General features: G+C 64.5%; 17 protein-coding genes. All 17 read right to left on the minus strand.

Features of this window, described 5'->3' with window-relative positions; genetic code table 11:
• Positions 1 to 240: 240 nt before the first annotated feature.
• The gene (gene rpsP / locus Clow_RS04220; protein ID WP_055176788.1) at positions 241 to 729 is read right to left on the minus strand and encodes a 30S ribosomal protein S16; all 489 of its coding nucleotides are present in this window, start codon (positions 727 to 729) and stop codon (positions 241 to 243) included.
• A 185-nt stretch (positions 730 to 914) separates the two neighbouring features.
• Positions 915 to 2552 carry a signal recognition particle protein gene (ffh, locus tag Clow_RS04225; protein WP_055176790.1) on the minus strand — a complete coding sequence of 546 codons (1638 nt, stop codon included), beginning with the start codon at positions 2550 to 2552 and terminating at the stop codon, positions 915 to 917.
• A gap of 34 nt (positions 2553 to 2586) precedes the next feature.
• Positions 2587 to 4638, minus strand: a complete 2052-nt coding sequence (locus Clow_RS04230; RefSeq protein WP_055176793.1) for a [protein-PII] uridylyltransferase — start codon at positions 4636 to 4638, stop codon at positions 2587 to 2589.
• Complete coding sequence (locus Clow_RS04235) at positions 4635 to 4973, minus strand: P-II family nitrogen regulator (protein WP_055176796.1); 339 nt, start codon at positions 4971 to 4973, stop codon at positions 4635 to 4637. Before Clow_RS04235 ends, Clow_RS04230 begins: the two co-directional genes overlap by 4 nt.
• 41 nt (positions 4974 to 5014) lie before the next feature.
• Positions 5015 to 6271, minus strand: a complete 1257-nt coding sequence (locus Clow_RS04240; RefSeq protein ID WP_055176800.1) for an ammonium transporter — start codon at positions 6269 to 6271, stop codon at positions 5015 to 5017.
• Between the two features lie 137 nt (positions 6272 to 6408).
• Positions 6409 to 8139, minus strand: a complete 1731-nt coding sequence (ftsY, locus tag Clow_RS04245; RefSeq protein ID WP_055176804.1) for a signal recognition particle-docking protein FtsY — start codon at positions 8137 to 8139, stop codon at positions 6409 to 6411.
• A 114-nt stretch (positions 8140 to 8253) separates the two neighbouring features.
• Complete coding sequence (locus Clow_RS04250; RefSeq protein ID WP_055176807.1) at positions 8254 to 11751, minus strand: hypothetical protein; 3498 nt, start codon at positions 11749 to 11751, stop codon at positions 8254 to 8256.
• A 53-nt stretch (positions 11752 to 11804) separates the two neighbouring features.
• A complete protein-coding gene (gene smc / locus Clow_RS04255) occupies positions 11805 to 15299 on the minus strand; it encodes a chromosome segregation protein SMC (protein WP_055176810.1) in 3495 nt (1164 codons plus the stop codon).
• Between the two features lie 92 nt (positions 15300 to 15391).
• Positions 15392 to 15670 (minus strand): acylphosphatase, encoded by a 279-nt coding sequence (locus Clow_RS04260; protein ID WP_055176812.1) that lies wholly within the window; start codon positions 15668 to 15670, stop codon positions 15392 to 15394.
• The gene (locus tag Clow_RS04265) at positions 15658 to 17148 is read right to left on the minus strand and encodes an alanine/glycine:cation symporter family protein (RefSeq protein WP_055176815.1); all 1491 of its coding nucleotides are present in this window, start codon (positions 17146 to 17148) and stop codon (positions 15658 to 15660) included. Before Clow_RS04265 ends, Clow_RS04260 begins: the two co-directional genes overlap by 13 nt.
• Before the next feature lie 149 nt (positions 17149 to 17297).
• A complete protein-coding gene (locus Clow_RS11685) occupies positions 17298 to 17459 on the minus strand; it encodes a hypothetical protein (RefSeq protein ID WP_156334628.1) in 162 nt (53 codons plus the stop codon).
• Positions 17460 to 17481: 22 nt separating this feature from the next.
• Positions 17482 to 18318, minus strand: a complete 837-nt coding sequence (gene mutM, locus Clow_RS04270) for a bifunctional DNA-formamidopyrimidine glycosylase/DNA-(apurinic or apyrimidinic site) lyase (protein ID WP_055176818.1) — start codon at positions 18316 to 18318, stop codon at positions 17482 to 17484.
• Entirely contained in the window at positions 18311 to 19114 is an 804-nt protein-coding gene (rnc, locus tag Clow_RS04275; protein ID WP_055176821.1) for a ribonuclease III, read from the minus strand. The genes mutM and rnc overlap by 8 nt, the downstream gene beginning before the upstream one ends.
• Positions 19111 to 19641, minus strand: coding sequence for a YceD family protein (locus Clow_RS04280; RefSeq protein ID WP_055176824.1), 531 nt, complete (start codon positions 19639 to 19641; stop codon positions 19111 to 19113). The genes rnc and Clow_RS04280 overlap by 4 nt, the downstream gene beginning before the upstream one ends.
• Positions 19642 to 19668: 27 nt before the next feature.
• Positions 19669 to 20400, minus strand: coding sequence for a DivIVA domain-containing protein (locus Clow_RS04285; RefSeq protein WP_055176827.1), 732 nt, complete (start codon positions 20398 to 20400; stop codon positions 19669 to 19671).
• A gap of 59 nt (positions 20401 to 20459) precedes the next feature.
• Positions 20460 to 21986, minus strand: a complete 1527-nt coding sequence (locus tag Clow_RS04290) for a polyamine aminopropyltransferase (RefSeq protein ID WP_055176830.1) — start codon at positions 21984 to 21986, stop codon at positions 20460 to 20462.
• The gene (locus Clow_RS04295) at positions 21983 to 22399 is read right to left on the minus strand and encodes a DUF350 domain-containing protein (protein ID WP_055176833.1); all 417 of its coding nucleotides are present in this window, start codon (positions 22397 to 22399) and stop codon (positions 21983 to 21985) included. The genes Clow_RS04290 and Clow_RS04295 overlap by 4 nt, the downstream gene beginning before the upstream one ends.
• Positions 22400 to 22409: the final 10 nt, after the last annotated feature.

A 22409-nucleotide genomic window follows, 5' to 3' on the forward strand; every position in this document is an offset into this window, starting at 1 on the left:
CTGCGGAGTATATGAAGAGAAAAGTCGTAACAAAGATGCGCATGGCGTGCTCCTGGTTGCTCTGACCTCGTCTGTAGCGACCATAACTCACGGCGAGGTGAGGCGCACGCCTACTCATGCAAAGCGGCAACCCCGCCCCTGCCTCAAGATCAAAGCCAGAAACAAAAAAGGTGCAACCCCCACCCGGGCGGTTGCACCTTCATTAAGACCTTGCCAGAAAGGCAAGCGCAAAAAGCAGTTTTACTCTGCGGCCTCGGCCTCAGCGTCCTGCTCGCCAGCCTCGGCGGCGGCCTTCTCAGCAGCCAGCTTCTCGGCGGCAGCCTTGGCTTCCTTCTCTTCCTTAGCCTTGCGCTTCTTCTCCACCACATCGTCCACGGACGGGCCGTTGTTAGCCTCGGCCAGGGCCTCGTTGAAGAGGTCCAGCTTGGACTTCTTCTCCGGAGCCACCTTCAGGGTGCCCTCGGCACCCTCGATGCCCTTGAACTTCTGCCAGTCACCGGTGACCTTGAGCAGGGCCAGCACGGGCTCAGTGGGCTGAGCGCCCACGCCCAGCCAGTACTGGGCGCGCTCGGAGTCGATCTTGATGACGGAGGGGTTCTCCTTGGGCTCGTAGATGCCGATGTTCTCGATCACCTTGCCGTCGCGGCGGGTGCGAGCGTCAGCGATCACCACGCGGTAGTGCGGGGTACGGATCTTGCCGAGGCGCTGGAGCTTAATCTTCACAGCCATGCTGGTACTTCCATTCTTGGTCACTGGGCAGTGCGGGCACCCGCCCCGGTTGGGCGGGCCGGTTCAACCCTTGGTTTTAACCTGCGTGTGAGCCTGCTGGCCGGCCGTGGCCGGTACCAGCGTGCCGCAGGAAAGTTCTTGTGCCGCCTCATGTTTCATACATGCAGGCAACCCAAAAAATACTACTACTTCCCCTTACCCTTGCCAAAGTCAAGGTTATTGAGGTCGATATTCTCCATACCCTTGGGCATCTTGGGCATGCCCTTACCCAGTCCGCCCAGGCCACCAAAGCCGCCACCGGATTCCATCTGCTGCTGCAATTGCTGCAACTGAGCCATGTCCGGCATACCGCCACCCATACCAGGCATGCCACCGGGCATCTTCGGCTGAGTCGGCCCCTTCTTAGCAGGCTTGCGCTTGCCGTTCTTGCCCTTGCGGCCCTTGGGCTTCTTCTTCGTAGCTGAGCGCATGCCGCCACCGCCCATGCCGAACTGCCCGGCCATCTTGCCCATCATCTTCTTGGCCTCAAAGAAGCGCTCCACCAGTTGATTCACCTCGGCCACCTGCACGCCGGAACCGGCGGCAATACGCTTGCGGCGCGAGGCGTTGAGAATCTTGGGGTTCTCGCGCTCGGCGGGGGTCATGCCGCGAATGATGGCCTGGATACGGTCGAGCTGCTTCTCATCGACCATTTCCGCCATCTGGTTCATCTGCTTGCCGCCGGGCAGCATCTTGAGCAGGTTGCCGATGGGTCCCATGCGGCGGATCATCAGCATTTGGTTGAGGAAGTCCTCTAGGGTGAGTTCCCCGGAACCGATTTTCTGCGCAGTGGCCTCGGCCTGCTCCTGGTCAAAGACGGTTTCCGCCTGCTCAATGAGGGTGAGCATATCGCCCATACCCAGGATGCGGCTGGCCATGCGCTCGGGGTGGAATACGTCAAAGTCCTCTAGCTTCTCGCCGGTGGAGGCAAAGAGGATCGGCTTGCCGGTGACCTCGCGGATGGAAAGGGCCGCACCGCCGCGGGCGTCGCCGTCGAGCTTGGTGAGCACCACACCGGTAAAGTCCACGCCGTCGCGGAAGGCCTCGGCGGTACTCACGGCGTCCTGACCGATCATGGAGTCGATCACAAAGAGCACTTCATCGGGCTGCACGGCGTCGCGGATATTGCGGGCCTGGGTCATGAGTTCTTCGTCAATACCCAGGCGGCCTGCGGTATCCACGATCACCACGTCGTGATGGGCGCGGCGGGCCTCCTCGATACCGGCCTGGGCCACGGCCACGGGGTCGCCGTGGGAGGTGCCCATCTCGTGCTCGGAGGAGTCGATGGAGGTGCCGGGGTCCGGGGCAAAGGTGGGCACGCCCGCGCGCTCGCCCACGATTTGGAGCTGCTGCACGGCACCGGGGCGTTGCAGGTCGCAGGCCACGAGCATGGGGGTGTGCCCCTGTTTTTCCAGGTGCTTGGCTAACTTACCGGCCAGGGTGGTCTTACCCGCACCTTGCAAGCCGGCGAGCATAATCACCGTGGGCGGGTTCTTAGCCAGGTTGAGCCTGCGGGTTTCCCCGCCGAGGATCGCGGTGAGTTCCTCATTGACGATCTTGATGACCTGCTGGGCGGGGTTGAGCGCCTGGGATACCTCCGCCCCGTTGGCGCGCTCCTTAATCTTCTTGATGAAGCCGCGCACCACGGGCAGGGAGACGTCCGCCTCTAACAGCGCCAGGCGGATTTCCCGCGCGGTGGCATTAATATCGGCCTCTGTTAGTTTGCCCTTTCCGCGGATACCGCTGAGCGCTCCGGAAAGGCGGTCGGACAAAGACTCAAACACGTCGGTGTTGCTCCCTCGTAGAACTACGGGCTGTTCACTGCTTTAAGTAGTCTACGTTACCCCTCATCACCCGAGCGATGTCACGTTCCACCGTGCTGCGGTCCACCCCCTGCGGCAGGCCCGCCTGCACGATCATGGTGCCGCCCAGGTTGCGCATCGTCAACCAGTGCGCAGATTCTAAGGCGCTGGCCACCGCGCCGAGCGCGCCCACGCTATCGACGGTGCGCACCTCCACCACCGAGCCGTGCCAATAGGTAGAGGTATAGGCCGCCGATACTACTGGCAGATCGCGGTACACCCCGGAGCGATAGGCGCTCACGAAATCGGCGGCGTCGAGAGCCCCCCGCACGGTGGAGCGCACCTCGAACTCGGCGTGCACCTCATCATTGCCGCGAGTGACGATCCGCGCGGCGTCGATAGTCCAGGCCTTAGCCGCAATCACGGCAAGCACCCTGGGCAGGTGCCCGGCGGCAGGTCCACGCCAGAACACCGTATTGCCCCGCAATCCCACCTCGGAGGGGGCGCTGACCAACGGTGGCATCGGGGAAAGCTCGGTGAGTTGGCGGCGCGCCCGGCGGCTTAGTTCCGCAATGCCGTATTCCAGGCGGCGATTCCACACGCCGGGGCCGGTGGCCTGAGCGTCGGCCGGGGCAAGGGCCGTGAGCAGTTCCAGGGTGAGCAGATCGTAGTGCACGGCACTGAGTAGTTCATCCACGGTGGATTCCTCGCTCACGTCGCGGGTGGCCACCAGGCGGGCCAGCGTGGTGTGCTCAGCCACGAGCGTTTGCACGCAGCCGCGCTCGCGCAGGTTGAGGCCCAGGCGGGTGCTCATGCGGGCCACCAATTCCGCGCCCACCTGCTCGTGCGGGCGGGGTTGTCCCTTGCCGATGTCGTGGTAGAGCGCAGCGAGCAGCAGCAGGTCAGGGCGCGAGACCGTGGTGGTGGCCGAGGCGCAGCGGGCCAGCACTTCTAAGGTGTGTTCGTCGATGGTGTGCACGTGGCTGGGTTCGGCGGGCATGCGGCCCCGGATATTCGCCCACGCGGGCACCAGGGGTTCCCATAGGCCGTGGGCGTCCATCTGGTTAATTACCCACGCGCTGTGCTCGGCGGAGTTGAGCAGGGAGAAGAAGTCCGAGGCCTCCTGGCGCGTAAGCTGCATGGGCAGGGGCGGTAATTCCTGTAATTGCGCCCAGGTGCGTTCCGCCACGGGTAATCCGGTGCGCGCGGCGGCCGCGGCCACGCGCAGCAAAAGCGCGGGGTCGTCCAGGTGTGGGCGGCGCGCCAGCACGATAGAGCCGTTATCCTCCACCACGTCCACATCCAGTGGTCGGCGGGTGTGCCTGCGGGTGCGGGTGCGCAGCAGGTCTCGGGCCTGCGCCAGGGCGGCGGTGAGTTCCGCCTCCACGCGGCGCGCGTTGCGGGCCAGGGCGCGCGCCAACTCGTAGCGATCCTCCATGCCCAAATCGACGGCAACGTCGGCGGCAAACTCGGGATCGAGCACGTCTCGACGCCGCCGTGCGTGCTGATGCAGCAGCGCGCGGACGTCGAGAAGCAAAGCGCGCTCCGCGCTGAGATCTGGCATATTGCACACATTCGCCAGGGCCAGGGCGCGCAGTAGTTCTATATCGCGCAGGCCCCCGCGGCCGTGTTTGAGGTCCGGGCGGGTCATGGTGACCAGCGAGCCGGAGCGGCGCCACCGCGCGATCGCGGTATCGGCCACCGCGTTGAAGTTGCGGCTGAGTTCCCGGCGCCAGGTACGCAGCACCACCTCGCGGCAGGAGGTGGTAAGTTCCGCCGCGCCGCTGATGTGGCGCAGGTCGAGCAGCGCGAGGGCCGCCGTGGCCTCCTGGGTAATCATCGCGGCGCAATCGGCGGGGCTACGCACCGCGTGATCTAAGCGCTTTCCGGCGTCCCACACCGGATACCACAGCCGCTCCACCTCCTCCTGGGTGGGCGACTGCCCCTCGGGGTGGAGCAAAATCAGGTCAATATCGGAGTACTCGGTGGCCTCTCCCCTGGCCACCGAACCCGTGGCCGCCAGGGCGCAGCCGTGGGGAACCGGAAGGGAGGCGAGCAGGTCGTTCACAGGGCGTCGTTATCGCGCTCCCCGGTGCGCACGCGCACCACCTGCTCCACGGGGCTCACCCACACCTTGCCATCTCCCACCTTGCCGGTGTGTGCGGCCTCGGTAATGGCGGTGACCACATCGTCAAGCACCTCGTCCTGCACCAGCACTTCCACCTTCACCTTGGGCACGAACTCCGTGGCGTATTCCGCGCCCCGGTAGAGTTCCGTGTGCCCGCGCTGCTGCCCAAAGCCCTGGGTCTCAGTGACGGTCATGCCATAAATGCCCAGTTCATCCAGGCTTTCTCGAATATCCGATAGCGTAAAGGGCTTCACCACGGCGGTCACGAGCTTCATCTTTCCCACTCTCCTTATCTCAAGGGCTCTGCGCCCACAGTTTACTTCGCACCGGCGACGTCGTAGGCCGATTCCGCGTGCAGGGCATAATCCACGCCGTTGTATTCCTCTTCGCGGTCCACCCGCCAGCCCATCGTGGCCTTCAAGGCCAGCGCAATCACCGCCGTGAGCGCCCCGGAGAACACCACGGCCACCAGGGCAATGATGATCTGAATGACCGTGAGCTTCCAATCCAGCAGCAAGATACCGATGCCCACCGTGCCCCATAGCCCCGCCACCAGGTGCACGCCCACCACATCGAGGGAGTCATCATAGCCAAAGCGGAACTTCAGGCTCACCGCCAGGCAGGCCAGCACACCACCCACCGCGCCGAGAATAAGCGAGGTCATGGGGTTGAGCGCACCCGCAGCCGGGGTGATGGCCACCAGCCCCGCCACTACTCCCGACGCCCCGCCCAAGGACGTAGCGTGCCCGTAGCGCACCCACTCCGTAGCCAGCCAGGCCAGCATGCCCGCCGCCGCGGCGGCAGCGGTATTCACCCAGGCCAGGGCCGCCATACCATCGGGAGCCAGAGCCGAACCGGCGTTGAAACCACACCAACCGAACCACAGCAGGGCCGCGCCCAGCATCACCATCGGTAGATTGTGCGGGCGGGTCACCCGGCGCGGAAAGCCCTGCCTCTTGCCCACCACGAGCGCGAGCACAAAGGCCGCCGCACCGGCGGAGATGTGCACCACGGTGCCGCCGGCAAAGTCGATGGGGGCCACGGCGGCCTCTCCCTCAGCGGTGGTGCCGAAGATCCAGGCGGATACAGAGTTTTCCCCCTCCGAGAGCAAACCGCCGCCCCACACCATGTGAGCTAAGGGGAAGTACACCAGGGTGGGCCAGACCGCGCAGAACACCAGCCAGGTGGAGAACTTCACGCGCCCGGCAAGTGCACCGGAGATGATCGCCGTGGAGATGATGGCAAAGGTGAGCTGGAAGGCTACGTCCACGAGCATGGGGTAACCATTGGACCCCTCGGTGGCGCTATCAATGCCGCTGAGGCCAAAGAACTCCGAAGGGTTAGCCACCAGCCCGCCCCAGGATTGCGTGCCGTAGGACATCGACCATCCCCAGAGCAGGTAGATCACCGTGACCACGCCGAGCGCGCCGAAGCTCATCATCATCATGTTCAGCACCACCTTGCGCCCGGACATGCCCCCGTAGAACAGGGCCAGGGCCGGGGTCATGAGCAAGACGAGACAGGCGGATACCAGCACCCAGGCGGCGTTAGCGAAGAGCGCTTCTGAAGCCATCGTGCACCTACTTTCCACAGTTTTCTATAGATTTATAGATAACTGTAACCCGAAAGGCAGGTTTTCGATTGGTCTACAGAAAATAGTGTGGCGCAGATCATAAAATCTGCGCCACACTCACTCCCCCGGGACGTGCTCTAGGAAGCCTCCCCCAGCAAGGCATCCACGAAGCCCTCCACCTCAAAGGGGGCGAGGTCATCCGAGCCCTCGCCCAGACCCACGAGCTTCACCGGAACCCCCAGTTCCTCCTGCACCTTAAAGACGATTCCGCCCTTGGCCGTGCCATCGAGCTTGGTGAGCACCACGCCGGTAATATCCACCACCTCGCTGAAGGTACGGGCCTGCATGAGGCCGTTTTGACCCACCGTGGCATCGAGCACCAGCAGCACCTCGTCCACCTTGGCCTTCTTTTCCACCACGCGCTTGACCTTGCCCAACTGGTCCATCAGACCCACCGAGGTGTGCAGACGCCCGGCGGTATCCACCAGCACCACATCGGCCTGGCTCTCCACACCCTTAGCCACGGCGTCGAAAGCCACCGAAGCGGGGTCCGAGCCCTCCGCGCCGCGCACGGTCTGCGCGCCCACGCGGCGGCCCCAGGTCTCCAACTGGTCAGCGGCAGCCGCGCGGAAGGTATCGGCGGCACCGAGCACCACCTTGTGCCCCATCGAGACCAACACGCGGGCCAGCTTACCCGTGGTGGTGGTCTTACCCGTGCCGTTGACCCCCACCACCAACACCACGGCGGGCTTGCCCTCGTAGGGCATGGCCTTAATCGAGCGGTCCAATTCCGGCTGGCAGGCGGCAACAAGCACCTCGCGCAGCATGGCGCGGGCCTCGGCCTCGGAGGAAACGCCGCGCTCGGCAATCATGCGGCGCAGGTCCTCCACCACCTTGGTGGTCACCGTGGTGCCCAGATCGGCCATGACCAGGGTGTCCTCGATCTCCTCCCAGGCGTCCTCGTCCAGGTCACCGGCAGAAAGAATCCCCAGCACGGACTTGCCGATCATGTTCTGCGAACGCGAGAGCCGCCCGCGCAACTTACCCAGGCGACCCGCCGCCGGGGCGATCTCCTCCTGCGGCTCCGGGGCCGCTTCGGGAGCCTCCTCGGCTGCCGGAGCCTCGGGCACCGGCGTCTCCTCCAACGCACGCTCCGCGCCCTCGGCCGTCACCGCCGCCGCAGCGGCGGCCTCGGTGGCCTCTTCCTGTTCCGGCTCCTCCGCAGGAACCTCCTCAACCTGCTCCGGTTCCACCTGCTCCTCCGGGGCTTCCTCTACCACGGGCTGCGGGGGCTGCGCCGGGGTAGCAGGTTCGGGCTTATCGACGCCCCCCTGCTCCGCCTTTACGGTATCGGCGGGCACGGTCTTGGGAGCCTTGGGGGCTTCTTCCACGGGTTCGGCCTTGGGCTCCGGTGCGGGGTGAGCAGATTCCTGCTTCTCCGGCTGTGTCTTGGGGGCCGGTTCCACCTTGGGCTCCGGTGCGGGTTTCGCGGGCTCCGCCTTGGCTGCGGGCTGCTTGGGCTGCTCGGGCTTCTTGGGTTGCTCAGGCACGGCGGGCTTGGCCGGTTGAGCGGCCGGGGTATCCCTCAGCACCGGCTCCTTCTGCTTCTCCGCAGCCGCGCCACCGGTAAAGGCCGCCACGCTGGCGTCCGGCGCAGCACCCCCGGCGGCAAAGTTAAAGCCCCCCTTGGCTTGGTAATTTCCAGATTTTTGCTGCTGGGTGAGCTGCTTTGGCTCTTCCTCTTCCTTCTTTTCAAAGCTCACCGTCTTAGAGGCCGCGTGCTTGCGGCCAATCACCACAAGAATTGCCACCAAAATAGCGATGACGAGGAGCGCTATCCCACCAATAATCCAAAAATCCGTAGACATGACTTCCATCATGGCAGGCCACACCCCCATTGACCACCCTTGCCCACCCACCAGGTGCACCAACGCCCTCTGTGAGTGGGCCACCCAAGCCCCTAGCGGCGGTCTAACTGCAAACTAGCGGCGCGCCGCCGAGGCCGCCAGCGCCATCGCCTCGGCGGAGATCACATCGCCGGTGACCAGATCGGGCACCACGTCCGCCAATTGCGACCACCCCTGAGCGGCGGCGTCAAGAGTCTTGGACTTCCCCATCAGCCCGTGGGCGTGCATGCGGGCAGACAGAGCAAAGACGAGGGAGACCACCGGGGCCAAGGCCCAGGCGTTGTCCTTGTCCTCGGTATTAACCCCATCGAGTTTGTCAAAGCGCACGCGCGCCGCCGAGTACAGGGCGCGGTGGGTGCTGCGCAGGGCGCGCAGCAGGGAGACGGCGGGCTTGACCAACCCCTCGGAGGTGAGCAGGCGGTTGAGTTCTTCGCGCTTGCGGAAGGTCTCAAATACCGCCATGAGGCGCGGGCCGTCCTCCATGATGGGACCGGGCACGATGTCCGCGTTGGCAAAGAACATGCTCATCAGTTGTTCCTGCTGCGCGGAGTCCATGTGCGCGATGCGCACGGTGGAGGCGTCGATGCAAGCGGAGTCCAGGGTGGAATCGCGCCCGGTGAGCAGCGTATTCACCAGGGTTGGCCCGGCGGTCTTTTTCAGCTCCGCCAGCAACGCCTTGAGTTCCTTGGTGCCCTCCGCGCGGCCCAGGGCCCCGCCCACCTCACCGAGTTGGAGCATAATGGTGATCCACGGGCTGCGGTGATCCTCCTCGCGGCCCGGCGCGCCGTCGGCCAGGTTAAAGGAGTGATTGACCAGGCCCGTCACAATCATGCGGCCCGGTTGCAGGTGCGCGGGCACCAGAGAACCGGAAAGGCCACGCAGCGCGGCACGGGGGGATTCCTCAAAGATCGTATGCGCCACATCGCGCTCCCGGCTCGTGGCACCGAAGTGATCCCAGATCACCGGGAGCACCTGCTCGCTGGCGGGCGGGGTTTCCTCCGCCTCGGAGAGGAAGGCCGAGAGCTGGGTTAGTTCCTCCGGCTGATCTTTGAGGTACCCCGGCTGCTCCACGCGCAACGCCGTGGCTCCGGGGTGTTGGGGGGCGCGCAGCGCACTAAAGGGGTCCCCCGCGTAAAGCTGAACGATGAGATCGCCGGCATCGATCAGCGATTCCGGCAGGGGCGTAACCTCGGTGACCTCGCGCAGGTGGCGAGCCACGGACCACGGCGCGGTGGCGGGCCACACCCAAGCGGCAAGGTTGCGCGATTCCATGAGGTCATCGAAGTGCAGGGCACCCTCCTCCACGCGCACCGCCGTGGCGTGCGGGGTGGAACTCATCACCGCCAAGGTCACCGATACGCGGTTATTGCTGCTGGTATCGGTCCACTCGAACTCCAAGCGCCCCTCCGGCATCACGGCCACCGTCTGCGCGATGGCCTCGGCGGGGGCGGAGTAAGTTACGGCGTCCTCCGCCTTGAGCGCCACGGTGCGCACCGGGGAGCCGTGCTGGTTGCGCACGCTCACGCGGGGATTGCCCAGTTCCCCGGTGGCACGCACGCGGATACGTCCGGCGGGGTCGATGTGCCGGGTGCCCAGATACAGGCGGCTGGTGCGCCACATGGGCTGGTACGTGGTGGTTCCCAGCTCAAAGGAGAGCGCCGGGGGGCTAAAGCGCAGTGGCAGGCTATCGCCCTCATCGGTGCTCACCACGAAGTCCGCCCCGGCCTCCTGAGAGGAAACGGCAATGCGGCGCGGGGAAACGGAGAACTCCTTTTCCCCGTGGCCCACGGCCAAGGTGGCCGGGGAAAGCCCACCCTGGGCGGGTATGCGTACGCTGCGGGAGGCGGCGTCGATAGTGGGCTCGCCCACCATGCCCTCCACGATGGCGTAGCGGTGGCGGAAGGACTCATTGCGCGGCCCGCGCAGCCGCACCAGGTACTCGCCCACCCAGGGGGCGTCGTAGGCCTCGGGATCGAAGATTTGGAAGGCACCGCCCTCGGCGGGCACCTCCAGGGGCTCGGGCTCCGCAATCTCCTCGGCGGGCTCCCCCACCCCGGAATAGGCGGAGATGGAGAGGTACCAAATCTCCTCGCGCCCGGAGACGGTAGCCGGGAAGTCCGCCACCAGGGATTCCGCGTGCACCGGCAGGCGGTTGAGCGTGCGCACGTGCGGCACCGGCTCCACCGGGTGCACAAAGCGCACGCGCTGGCGCGGATCCACGCTGCGCAGGTGCGACATCGCGGACGGCGCCTGGCCCACCCGCACCACTTGCAGGGAGGCTATCGACGCCGCATCCACCCGCCGGCACTCCCAGCCCGACCAGCCCAGAATCGGCTGGGTACCCAGCACCGGAACCTGCTGGCCGGATACCGCGTCCATGAGTTGAGCATCATCGGGCACCACCACGAAGAGCTCCGAGTGGTGCAGGGAGACCTTATCGGTGAGGTTCTGCCCATTGGCCGCGAAGATGAGCACCGGGTCCTCGCTGTCCACCACCGGTACCACCCAAGTAATGCCATTGGTGGTATCGAGCACCGTGGCTTCGCGCACCTGGCTTTCCACCGCCACGTCCAGGGCCTCGGCATAGGTGGGCTCGCCCCAGGGGCGGCCGGTGCGGAAGATACGGGTGGTACCCGCCAGGCTCACCCGCCAGGAGACCTCCGCGTGCGCTCCCTCGCCCACGTACTCGGTGGCCACCCGCTGCTCTGGCAGCCGCAGGCATACCCGCCCGCGCTGGGTATCGAGCACCAACCGGGGGCGCACCTCGCGCGGGGCCACGCCCACCGCCGTGGCGCGTTCCGGGGTGCCCACGGGGCGCTCTCGCAGCTCGGCCACCACGGCCTCGTCCACCAGGCGAGGCAGGGCGGGCTCTAAGTGCAAACGGTCCCGATCAAGCCAGGAGGTAGGGTGCTCGGTGGAAAAGGCACGCAGGGCTTGGACTCCGCTCAGCAACCGCTCTAGGCGCTGCGGGGCCTGCTCGGCCATCACCGCCAGGCTGGTGAGTTCGCTGCCCGCGATGGTCTCACGGGCCGCGCTTTCTGCGGCCTCGCTTTCTTTGCCCTCGCCCAGACCATCCAGGAGTTCCAGCAGGCCCGCGACCTCGCTGTGAATCACGCCCGCGTGGTAGCACAGCGCATCCACGCTGCTCAGGCCCTCCGGGGTTTCCAGACCCGCGCGGCTGAGCAAGGTGGGCACCGCCTGTTCGAGGGCCGCCGCCCAGTCCTCGGCGGGGCGCAGCCCCAGACCAGCGAAGTACTCGGTATAAAAATCCCCGCGATCCATCAGGCGGCTGGCCCGGAAGATCAACGTCGCAGAGGTCATCGCCGGGGTGACGTCCCACAGGGCGGGCAGGTCTGCCCCCGCCGCCACCTGGCGGGAGAGGAAGAGACCAAAAAGCCGGTCGCAGCGCTCTAGCTCATCGCTGCTTAAGCCTGCTTCGGGAAAGTATGGGTGCTGCGCCAGGCGTTCTATCAGCCAAAGTTCTCCCTGGGAGGCCCAGCCCAGCAGGGAATCCGTCATATCGGCAAAGGGAGTGCCTGCCCCCGTCTGCGCGCCCGTACCGTGGTCAGTCATAACCGTGTTTTCTACCCCTTGATTAGTTTTTGTTCATCGCCAATTACGCCCACTCAGCCTAGATCAGCCGAGTCCTCCTGTGTGTCCTCGGGCTGCATCCGCTGGCTGAGCACCCTGGTTACCCCGTCTCCGCGCATGGTCACGCCGTAGAGCACGTTGGCCACGTCCATCGTGGGCTTCTGGTGAGTAATCACGATGAGCTGGGAATCCCGGCGCAATTCCTTAAAAAGGTTAATCAACCGGCGCAGGTTCACATCGTCCAGGGCGGCCTCTACCTCATCCATCACGTAGAAGGGGCTGGGACGAGCCCGGAAGATAGCCACCAGCAGGGCCAAGGCGGTCAGGGACTTCTCCCCACCGGAGAGCAGGGAAAGCCTTTTGACCTTCTTGCCCGGCGGGCGGGCTTCCAACTCAATGCCGGTGCTGAGCATATCGCCGGGCTCGGTGAGCACCAGGCGGCCCTGGCCACCGGGGAAAAGGGTGTGGAATACCTTGGGGAACTCCGCCTCTACGTCCTGCCAAGCCTCGGTGAAGAGTTGAAGAATACGGGCATCGACCTCCTCGATCACCCCTTCCAAGTCCTCACGTGCGGCCTCCACATCGGCCAATTGGGTGGAAAGGAACTGGTAGCGCTCCTCTAGGGCCTTGTATTCCTCCAAGGCCAGGGGATTGACCTTGCCCAGGGCGCTCAAATCCTTCTCCGCCTGCTTGAGCCGGGCCTGTTCCTCCTTGCGGTCAAAATCCGGCCCCGGGGCGTAGTGCCCCAAGAGGTCCCGGATGGACATGCTTAGTTGCTCCGCCGCCTTGGATTCCGCCTCATCAATGCGCACCTGGGCCTGGCTTTCGGCGATCTGGGCGGCGTGAGAGGAATCGCTGAGCCTGCTGAGTTGCTGGCGCACCGCGCTCACCGCGTCCTTGACCTGGGAGAGGCGCGCGTTAATCCGGGCGCGCTCGCGCGCAATCTCATCGCGGCGCACGGTGGCCCGCTCGGTAGCGCGCTCCACCCGCTCGGCAACCTCGCCGGCCCCCTGGGCCACCGCCCCCGCCAATTCGGCCTCGGCCCGGCGCTTGGCCATCGCCTGTTCATGCCGGGCCTTGGCCTTGCGCTCGTGGGCGGCTTGGCGGCGCAATTGCTGGGCCTTGCCGCGCGCCTGTTCCACGCGATCCTCGGCGCTGCGCGAACTCAACCGCGCCTCCATCTCCATCGCGCGCACCTGGGCCAGGGCGGCCGCGGCGGCGTCGCGCGCCTGGGTGGAGGGCTCCTCGGCCGTGGCATCATCGCTATCAACCTGGCTGAGCCGCCCGCGCACCGCCTCTAGCTCGGCTAGAGCCTGGGCCAGGCGCTGCTCTATCTCCTGGGCGCGTTTCTCCGCCTTATCGCTGGCCTCTTGGTGCTGGGCCACGGTGCGTTCCAGCCTGGTGACCTCGCGCTCCCACCCCTGGGCCTGGGCGTCGTGCTCCCGCAGCGCAGCGGTGGCCGAGGCCGCCTCCACGCGGGCCTCCTGGGCAGCCATCGTGGCGCCTTCCACGGTGCCGGATAGTTCTTCCAGGCGAGCTTGGGCCAGCTCCAATTCCTCCTCGGCCTGGGCGATCTGCCCGCTGACCTCCACGGAACCAGCCTGCGCGCGGCCCACCTGCACCCAGCCCTGGCCCACCATGTTTCCCTCATGGGTCACGGCGCGCACGCGGGGATCGGCCTCCACGGCGGCCTGGGCGGTGGGCCAATCCTTAGCCAAGGCGACGTCGGCAAGCAATCTGTTGAGCGTATCGGCCACCGCAGGGCTGGCGGTGAGGTGATCGAGCAGCCAAGACGCACCCTCGGGGAGTTCCGCTTCAAGGCGCCAGGGGGATTCGCCCGCTTGCTGCGCCATGAGCACCGTGCGCTCGGCGGCGGCCTCGCGCAGGGCCGCCACCACGGTTTCGTGCTCTTCTGTGGGACCCACCAGGGCTTCCCCGTGTGCTCCCAGGGCGGCTGCTACGGCAATCTCGGTGCCCGGCTCCGGGCGTACCTCAGTGCTCAGCGCCCGCCACTGCTCGCCGCCCACGATCTGCGCCGCCGGGGTGCGCGGAGCGGACTGGCGCAGGGTATCAATGCGGGCGCGCAGGGTGTAAACCTCGCGCTCGTGGCCGCGCTGGGCGGCACGCACCTGTTCCAGGCGTTCCTCGGCGGCCTGTGCCTCCGCCGTGGCGCGCTCATTGGCCTCCACCAGCGGTTCCCGGCGCGCGGCCCCCTGCTCCGCCTTTTCCTGGGCCTCGGCCAGCTCGGCACGGGCCTGGCGCATGCGGTTTCGGTTTTCTTCCACGGAGGCGCGGTGACGGCCCTGTTCCTCCTCGGTGCTGCGCACCCGCGCCGCGTGGTTTTCCTCCGCCGCCAGCAGGCGCACCATTCCCTCGCGGTGATCGGCCAGGGCCTTGACCTGCGCTAAGTGCTCGCGTTCGGCCTCCCTGGAAGCCTCCTCGCGCTCGGCTACCTCCTCCGCGATGACGTCCAGGCGCTCGCGAGCGATCTCGGCGGCCTCTTCGAGCCCCTGGAACTCCTCATCGGCCTGCTCGGCGCGGCGTTCCAACATCTCTGGGTCCATGCCGGAATAGGGCACCTCGTGATTGCTACTCCGGGTGCGCTCGGCGGCGATGCGCGCGGTGGCGCTCACCCGCTCGGTCAGGGTGGAAAGGCGGAACCAAAGCTGCTGGGCGGCCTCCTCCTGCGGCACGATAGCCGCTAGGCGTTCCTCCCATTCCACCTGCTCACCGCTGCGCTCCTCCAATTCTTCGCTGAGGGCTTCCACGCGCTCCCGCAACACCTCGGCCTGGCGGGCGGCATCGCGCAGGGACTCGCGCAGGGTCATAATCCTGTCACCCGTAAGCCTCAGCCGGGCCTCGCGCACCGTCGCCTGCACGGTGGCCGCCCTCTTGGCGGCCTCGGCCTGGCGAGCCAGGGGTTTGAGCTGGCGGGCCAGTTCCTCGGTGAGGTCGCGCAGGCGATCCAGGTTGGCCTGCATTCCGGTGAGTTTGCGCTGCGCCTTTTCCTTGCGCCGCCGGTGTTTGAGCACTCCCGCGGCTTCCTCGATATAGGCGCGGCGCTCCTCGGGGCGGGATTCCAGGATTTCCGCTAATTTCCCCTGCCCCACGATAATGTGCATTTCCCGGCCAATGCCGGAATCGGAAAGCAACTCCTGAATATCCATTAATCGGGCCTTGGCCCCATTAATCTCGTATTCACTGGCCCCATCGCGGAACATACGCCGGGTTACCGATACCTCGGAGTACTCAATGGGCAGTTTCCCATCGGCATTATCAATGGTGAGGGTGACCTCCGCGCGGCCCAGGGGTTTACGGTCCCCGGCCCCGGCAAAAATCACGTCCTGCATCTTGCCGCCGCGCAGCGTCTTAGCTCCCTGCTCCCCCATCACCCAGGCCAGGGCGTCCACCACATTGGACTTCCCCGAGCCATTCGGTCCCACCACGGCGCAAATACCCGGCTCGAACTTGAGGGTGGTCGCAGACGCAAAGGACTTGAATCCCTTGAGCGTCAGCGATTTTAGGTGCATGGTGGGAGCATTTTAGCAGGTGTTCGCCGTGGGGCTTATCGACGCCGCGGTGGTCCAGCCGGGGTACCGGCGGGGCGTCGATAAGCTACCTCCTAACGCTCGACGAAGCCCCGCTCCCCCTTGGGCTGCGCCCATTGTTCCACTACCACATCCACGTGCCCCGGCGTATCCCCGCCGCGCAGCAGGGCCAGCAACTCCTCGCACTGCGCGCGGCTGCCCTCCGCCACCACGCATACGCGCCCATCGCTGAGGTTCGTGGCCGATCCGCTCACGCCGATCTCTAGGGCGCGGCTGCGCGTCCACCACCGAAAACCCACCCCTTGCACGTGACCGTGCACGAAAGCCGTGAGGCGGGTATCTACTTGTGCCACTGGTAATCCAGCCCCTCGTAGTGGTGATCGCGCTGAGTCATGGCATCGCTGCCGTCCCAGGATTGCATGAACTTCCAGCCCAGCGTGGAGCGCGGCAGATCGTCCCGGTGGAACACCGGGTTCAGCCCGGCGCGCCGCTGCACGGAGTAATGGCGCAGCATGAGCACGGCCACACCGCTGAGCGGTGCGAGGGCAAAGAGGTTGATGGAGGCCATGATGCCGCTGAATACGTCCGCCAGCGCCCATACCAGGGGCACCGAGCCGATGGCGCCGCCAAAGACGCACAAGGCCACCAGCACGCGGAAGGCCGTCAGCCAGCGTTTGCTGCGCTGTTTACCCGCCAGGTATTCGATATTCGATTCACCGTAATAGTAATTGCCGATGATCGAGGAATAGGCCAGGAAGATAATGATGACGGTGAGGAAGTGAATACCCCACTGTCCTACGGAAGCCGCCAGGGCGTGCTGGGTGATTTCCATGCCCTCGGAACCGTTGAGGTCCTGGCCGGCCAGCAAAATAATAAAGGCCGTCATGGAACAGACCACCAGGGTGTCAAAGTACACCCCGAGGGTTTGGATAAGCCCCTGCTTCACCGGGTGAGATACCGAGGCCGTGGCCGCCGCGTTCGGCACCGAACCCATGCCCGCCTCATTGGAAAACAGGCCACGCCGTACGCCCTGCATAAACACCGTGACCAATGCGGCCCCGGCGAACTCCCGGATACCAAAGGCGTGCGCCACGATGTCCACCACCATGCCCGGAACCTTGTCAATGTTCAGCGCAATCACGATAAAAGCCAAAACGATATACAGCACCGCCATAACCGGAACCACGGTTTGAGTAAAGGAGGCAATGCGCTGGACTCCGCCGAAAACGATAGCCAGCGTGAGCACCGCCAGCACCACCCCGATGAGCGCGTTAGCGGACGAACCCTCCAGGTTGAGGGAGGTGGATACCGCCGTGCTAATGGAATTGGACTGCACCGCGTTAAAAACAAAACCGTAGGTCACGCAAATCACCACGGCGAAAAGCACGGCCAGGGGCTTCCAGCCCAGGGCGCGCGCCATGTAATAGGCCGGGCCACCACGATAAGAGTCCTTATCGCGCACCTTGTACACCTGGGCCACCGTGGACTCGATAAAGGAAGTAGCGCCACCGATAATCGCCAGGCACCACATCCAGAACACCGCGCCCGGCCCGCCCACGGCAATAGCCAGCGCCACGCCCGCCACGTTGCCGGTGCCCACTCTCGACGCCGCCGACATCGTAAAGGCCTTGAAGGCGGAGATGCCCTGAGTGCCCTCGGAAATATCCGAGGGCTTTTCCACCACGGAACGGAACATATCCGGCAAGAAGCGAATCTGCACCAGGGCCGTGCGGAAGCAGTACGCCAGGCCGGAAATCACCAGAACAGGTACGACCCACCACTTCCAAAACTCGGTATTAAATGCCTCCACGGCACCAACCAGAAAATCCATGCGCAAAAGATTACCGTTTCCCGGCAGTATCTACTAACGCTGGCTAATAACGCCGCTGGCAATGCGGACAGTAATGGCTGACCTGCTCAGTCATAAATCCGCGAGCGGTGCCCCGCCTCTACGACGAAGACGCTGCGGCCAAGAAAAATCTACTCAATCCACGCCAGCGCATCGGGGTTAGGCGTATCGTCTAACCCTAACTGCTCGCGCACCTCCCTATCGCTGAGCGGGGTTACTCTTCCCTCTCGGAGGGCGGCAACACGATCTAGAACCAAACGCTCATACTGTTCACGTTCGCGTGCACTCCCCATAGGCTGCATAGTACAGAACTCACTAATAACGCCGCTGGCAATGCGGGCAGTAATGGCTACCGCGGTTCATAAAGTCCTCCCGCACCATCGCCGTGCCGCAGCGCGAGCAAGGCTGCCCTTGCCTGCCATAGGCATGCAGGCTCACATCAAAATAGCCCGATTCTCCATTGACGTTCACGTAAAGGGAATCAAAAGAGGTACCGCCCTGTTCCAGGGCCTTTTCCATCACCCGACGCCCCGCCAACAGCAGTTCCTCCAGCCGGGCCTGGCTGATCCGCGCGGCGTTTTGCCTGCCGTGCAGGCGGGTGGCCCAGAGCATTTCATCGGCGTAGATATTGCCAATGCCGGAGATGACCTCCTGATTGAGCAGTACTCTTTTGATCTCCGTGGAACGGGACTTCATGCGCCGGGCCAAAGCTGGAATATCCAGGCACGGGTCCAGGAGGTCTGGTGCAATATGGGCTACCGGAAGCGGAATACCACGCTCGTCTGCCGTGGTGGCTCGCCAATAACCAAAGGTGCGTTGGTCAATAAAGTGCAGCCACTTCCCGCTGGAAAGCCGAGCGCTAGCGCGCAGGTGCGGGTGTGGCTCGGGGTGATCCTTGATGAGCATTTGCCCACTCATGCCCAGATGTACGAGGAGGTGCTGTGGGGTATCGGTGCTCAGCCACAGAAACTTTCCACGGCGGTGCGCCCCAGTGAGTCGAACCCCCTCCAGGAGGTTTTCGATCTCTGCTCCCCCGCCCGGCTGGTTCCGCGCCGCGCGCGGGTGCCACACCTGTACGTGGTTGAGGTTATGGCCCACCACGTGGGTTTCGAGGCCCCGGCGCACCACCTCGACCTCGGGGAGTTCAGGCATGAGTGCTTTCCACTTCGGGGGAGGCCGCCTCCCCGACCTCAATGCTCACAGTGGCGCGCACCTGTGGATCGGAGAGAGCCAAGCACGCCCGGTGCGCGGCTTCTTGCTCCGCCACCTTCTTATTTTGCCCGGTGCCAGAACCAATCGCGTGTCCGTTGACCGCCGCGGTGGCGCTGAAAAGCAGATCGTGTTCCGGGCCGGTGGACGTGGCCTCGTACACCGCCATCGGCAGTTTGAGTTCTGCCAGGCGCTCTTGAAGCACCGTTTTCCAATCCTCGTGGCGGCCCTTAGCCGTGGCGGTGTCGATCTTGTGGCCAAAGAGCCGCAGGATAACCTCGCGCGCCACCTCAAAGCCGTGCTCGCGGTAGATCACGCCGAGGATGGCCTCCGTGGCGTCGGCAAGTATCGACTCCTTCTTCCGCCCCCCGGTAGCCAATTCCCCCTTGCCCAGCAAGAGGTGGTCACCCAGGTGAATATCTCGCGCAATATCCGCACAGCCGTAGCGGGAAACAATACCCGCCCGCATCTTGGATATTTCCGATTCCGGGCTGGTGGGATACTGCATATAAAGCTGCGTGGCCACCGAAAGACCCAAAACGGCATCACCCAAGAACTCCAGGCGCTCGTTATTAGGGAGCATGCCATTTTCATTGGCAAAGGAACGGTGAGTCAGAGCCAGGCGCAGGCCCTCGTCGCTGATCTCCACCCCGAGGCGTTCCAGAAGCGGGCGGTGGTCGATAGCTCCGAAGGCGGCGTCGAGAGCTTCCTGCCCGCTCAAACGATTCTTCTTGCTCACAAGAACTTCTCCAACCCAGCCCAACGCGGATCGGGCAGAGAATCCTCGTCCTCCCCCGATACGCCGTCGGGAGCGGGTGCGGCCTGTTCATCTTGGGCGCACCCCTCCGGGCACGTGGGATTAAAAGGCAGGGTGAGCCCCACCTCATCGGTCACCGCTTGAAGGATATTAACCTGATCGTCCTCGATCTGCGGGGTATCGTCCTCTTCATCCTCCTCACCGCTGAGGTCGGTGATGAAGTCCTCGGAACCCGCAAATACCTGGCTGATGTGGAAGTTTCCCTCCTGGTGAATATCGGCCAGGCAGCGCACGCATTGCCCGCGCAGCATTGCGTGAATATCCGCGTCCACGAGGATTCCGCTGCCCAGCGGAGTCACCATCGCCTCCACCGTGACCTGCTCGCCCTCGGGAATAGCGATCATGGCGGCGCCGATACGCTGCGGCGATGGCCCGGTGAGGCTGCGTCGCTCGGCAGTGGCCGCAGAGTGCATGAGGCCCGAAACATCAAAAATAAATGGTGAGTTCATAGCACCGGCAAGCCTACCCCTGTGCTGCTAATCCTCGTAGCCGTAGGGTTCGCGCTGTTCCCGGCTCGCGCCAGCGGCCCCCGCACCCCGGCGCAGGGCGGCGCGATCGCGCGAAACGGTACGCAGCACCCCGGAAAGGGTCTCCTCGAAGTCCGCGAGTTTGCCGTCCACAAACTGATCGCATTCGCTGCGCAGCTTCTTGGAATCGGCATGCGCGGCGTCCACCACGCGGTGAGCCTCCTCGTTGGCGCGGCGCACCACCTCGGACTCGGAGACCAAACGATTCTGTTCCGCCAGGCCCTCGTCCACGCTGCGCTGGTAGGAATCGTTGCCGTCCGCGATCAGTCGATCGGCCTCGGACTGCGCCCTCGCCAACGTGTCCTCGGCCTCCTGGCGCGCCCGCGTCACCGTCTGGTGAGCGTCGTCCTCGGCTCGGGCCACCACGGAGGTGGCGCGGTGCTGGGCATCGGCTACCATCTCCCCGGCCTCGCGCTGTGCACTATCGACGATCTCCGTGGCCTGCGCGTCCGCGTCCGCCACGATGGTGCTGGCGCGTTCCTCCGCCCCACGCAGAATCTCATCCTGCTTATCCAGGACGTCCTGCGCATCATCAATCTCAATGGGGAGGGCATTGCGAAGATCGTCGAGGAGGGCAAGCACGTCGTTGCGAGGAACCATGCAGTTAGAGGTCATCGGCACGCCGTATGCCTGCTCCACTGTTTGGACCAGTTCATCCAGGGCTTCGAATACGCGGTACATGGGGAAAATGTTACCTGTTCCCCCACGCGCACATCATTAGGCCAGGTCAGAAGTCCAGGTCAGCGATAACCCCGGCGCATATCATCCACGATGAAGGGCCTATCGAGGGTGGAGGGCTCCATATCCTGCGGCTGATTATCCGCCCCAAACACGCGGGCGGCCGCCAGAGTCTCCTCACTGACAAAGCGCAGCGGCGGCGTATCCGGCGGTAGGCTCAGCGACTCCCCCTCCGGGGCGCATAGGTGAAAACCCCAATCGCCAAAGGTGGGGACCATCACGTGATAAGGCACCACCTCCCCGCAGCCCGCGGATTCCAAGGTGGCTCGCACCCTCCAAAAAACATCCGGGGTGGAATAAGCCGAGGATGCCTGCACCGTCATGCGCCCTTGCGGGGATAATACGGAACGCGCAAGGGTATAAAACTCCTCGGAATATAACCGCGCCATCGTCTCATTATCGGGGTCGGGAAGATCAATAATCACCGCATCAAAGCGCGTGCCATCGCCGCCCTTGCGCAGCCAGGTAAAAGCATCGTCTACGATGAGCTGCACGTTATCCCCCTCCAAGGCCCCGCCGTTATCCTCCCGCAGCACCGTATTGGCTACCTCAATCACCTCGGGGTCAAGCTCCACCTGCACAATCTGGGCTTCCATCGCGCTTAATTCCTTAGCTGCCAGACCATCGCCACCGCCAATCACCAATACCCTTTCCCCTTTATTCCGCAACGCCGGATACACCAGGGATTCTGTATAGCGGTACTCATCCCGCGTGGAATATTGCAGGCCACCATTCAAATACAAACGGCGATCCTTCCCCCGTTGCGTCACCACAATGTCCTGATATTGCGACTGGTGCGCATATACCACAGGATCGGCATAGAGCTGCTGGCGCGCCGTCACCACCCAGGATGGAGAAAGGAAAAGCAGCGTTACTATCAAGGCAATTCCCGCTACCAATCCCGAGCTTGCCACCCACATTCGACGCCGCGAAAGCCGCGAACGCAGCACCACGCAGGCCAGGAATAACGCCGCCACCAGATTCAATAATCCTGCGGCGGCGGTGCCCCGGATGAGGCCGAATAAAGGCAGCAATAAAAAGGGCCAGGCCAGCCCACCCAACAACGCACCCACATAATCGGCAGCATTGAGCGTGGCGACGACCCTCCCCGCACCCCGCGCATCCACCAACTGCCCCTGCTGAACCAAGGTGAGCAGGAGGGGTAACTCCGCGCCCACCAACATTCCCAGCACCGCCGTGGCCAATACCAGGGCCACCACGGATTGCCCGATCACGGCAAAGACGGCATAGAGCGCCATAGCGGAAAAGCCACCCACGATTCCCAGCACGGCCTCCACGGCAAGGAAAGATTCCGCAGGCCAGCGCAGCAATGGGCGCACCAGCACCGCGCCCACGCCCAGGGCCGCCACGTATCCGGCCACGATGAGGGAGGTCTCCACGATGCCGCCGCCCCCGGTGGAGGTGGCTAGGGAGATAAGAGCGAGCTCATAAACCAGCCCACAGGCCGCACAGATCGCCACCGAGACGAGGAGGAGAAACCTCCACCAGCGTTGTCCGCTACCTCTCATGACATGCAGGCGGCGTTAATGGCGGCCACCACGATAAGCGCAATGGCTATGACCACCGCCCCCGAACGCAGCCGAGCATCCTCCACCACATCCCTGATTCTGGTAGGAATCAGCACCTCCATCATCACCAAGGAGAATGCCTGAAGCAGCAAACCCACCCCGGCATAGGCCGCCGTGGTGAGCAGACCCGGCAGTAACTCCGCCGGTGAATGATAAATGGCAGAGCAGATGATAATTCCCAGGGAAATCTGCTGTGCCGCCGCCAGCACGGCGGCATTAGGAAGATGATGGGCAAAAACCAGGCGCACCAATTTTCCGGGAGTGAGCACATCGAGGATGAGGAAGCCCACCAGAAGAATCAGCGCGGAAAGCGCAAAGTAGGACACAGTACCTATGAGGGAACTGGGCAACATGGCATCGCCT

The sequence above is a fragment of the Corynebacterium lowii genome, assembly GCF_001412085.1.
GTDB classification, from domain to species: Bacteria; Actinomycetota; Actinomycetes; order Mycobacteriales; family Mycobacteriaceae; genus Corynebacterium; species Corynebacterium lowii.

Bases quoted from the DNA above. Each gene is read 5' to 3' on its own strand.
- rpsP (WP_055176788.1), bottom strand. From the start codon at position 729: ATGGCTGTGAAGATTAAGCTCCAGCGCCTCGGCAAGATCCGTACCCCG.
- Clow_RS04235 (WP_055176796.1), bottom strand. From the start codon at position 4,973: ATGAAGCTCGTGACCGCCGTGGTGAAGCCCTTTACGCTATCGGATATT.
- Clow_RS04240 (WP_055176800.1), bottom strand. From the start codon at position 6,271: ATGGCTTCAGAAGCGCTCTTCGCTAACGCCGCCTGGGTGCTGGTATCC.
- ftsY (WP_055176804.1), bottom strand. From the start codon at position 8,139: ATGTCTACGGATTTTTGGATTATTGGTGGGATAGCGCTCCTCGTCATC.
- Clow_RS04250 (WP_055176807.1), bottom strand. From the start codon at position 11,751: ATGACTGACCACGGTACGGGCGCGCAGACGGGGGCAGGCACTCCCTTT.
- smc (WP_055176810.1), bottom strand. From the start codon at position 15,299: ATGCACCTAAAATCGCTGACGCTCAAGGGATTCAAGTCCTTTGCGTCT.
- Clow_RS04265 (WP_055176815.1), bottom strand. From the start codon at position 17,148: ATGGATTTTCTGGTTGGTGCCGTGGAGGCATTTAATACCGAGTTTTGG.
- Clow_RS11685 (WP_156334628.1), bottom strand. From the start codon at position 17,459: ATGGGGAGTGCACGCGAACGTGAACAGTATGAGCGTTTGGTTCTAGAT.
- mutM (WP_055176818.1), bottom strand. From the start codon at position 18,318: ATGCCTGAACTCCCCGAGGTCGAGGTGGTGCGCCGGGGCCTCGAAACC.
- Clow_RS04280 (WP_055176824.1), bottom strand. From the start codon at position 19,641: ATGAACTCACCATTTATTTTTGATGTTTCGGGCCTCATGCACTCTGCG.
- Clow_RS04285 (WP_055176827.1), bottom strand. From the start codon at position 20,400: ATGTACCGCGTATTCGAAGCCCTGGATGAACTGGTCCAAACAGTGGAG.
- Clow_RS04290 (WP_055176830.1), bottom strand. From the start codon at position 21,986: ATGAGAGGTAGCGGACAACGCTGGTGGAGGTTTCTCCTCCTCGTCTCG.
- Clow_RS04295 (WP_055176833.1), bottom strand. From the start codon at position 22,399: ATGTTGCCCAGTTCCCTCATAGGTACTGTGTCCTACTTTGCGCTTTCC.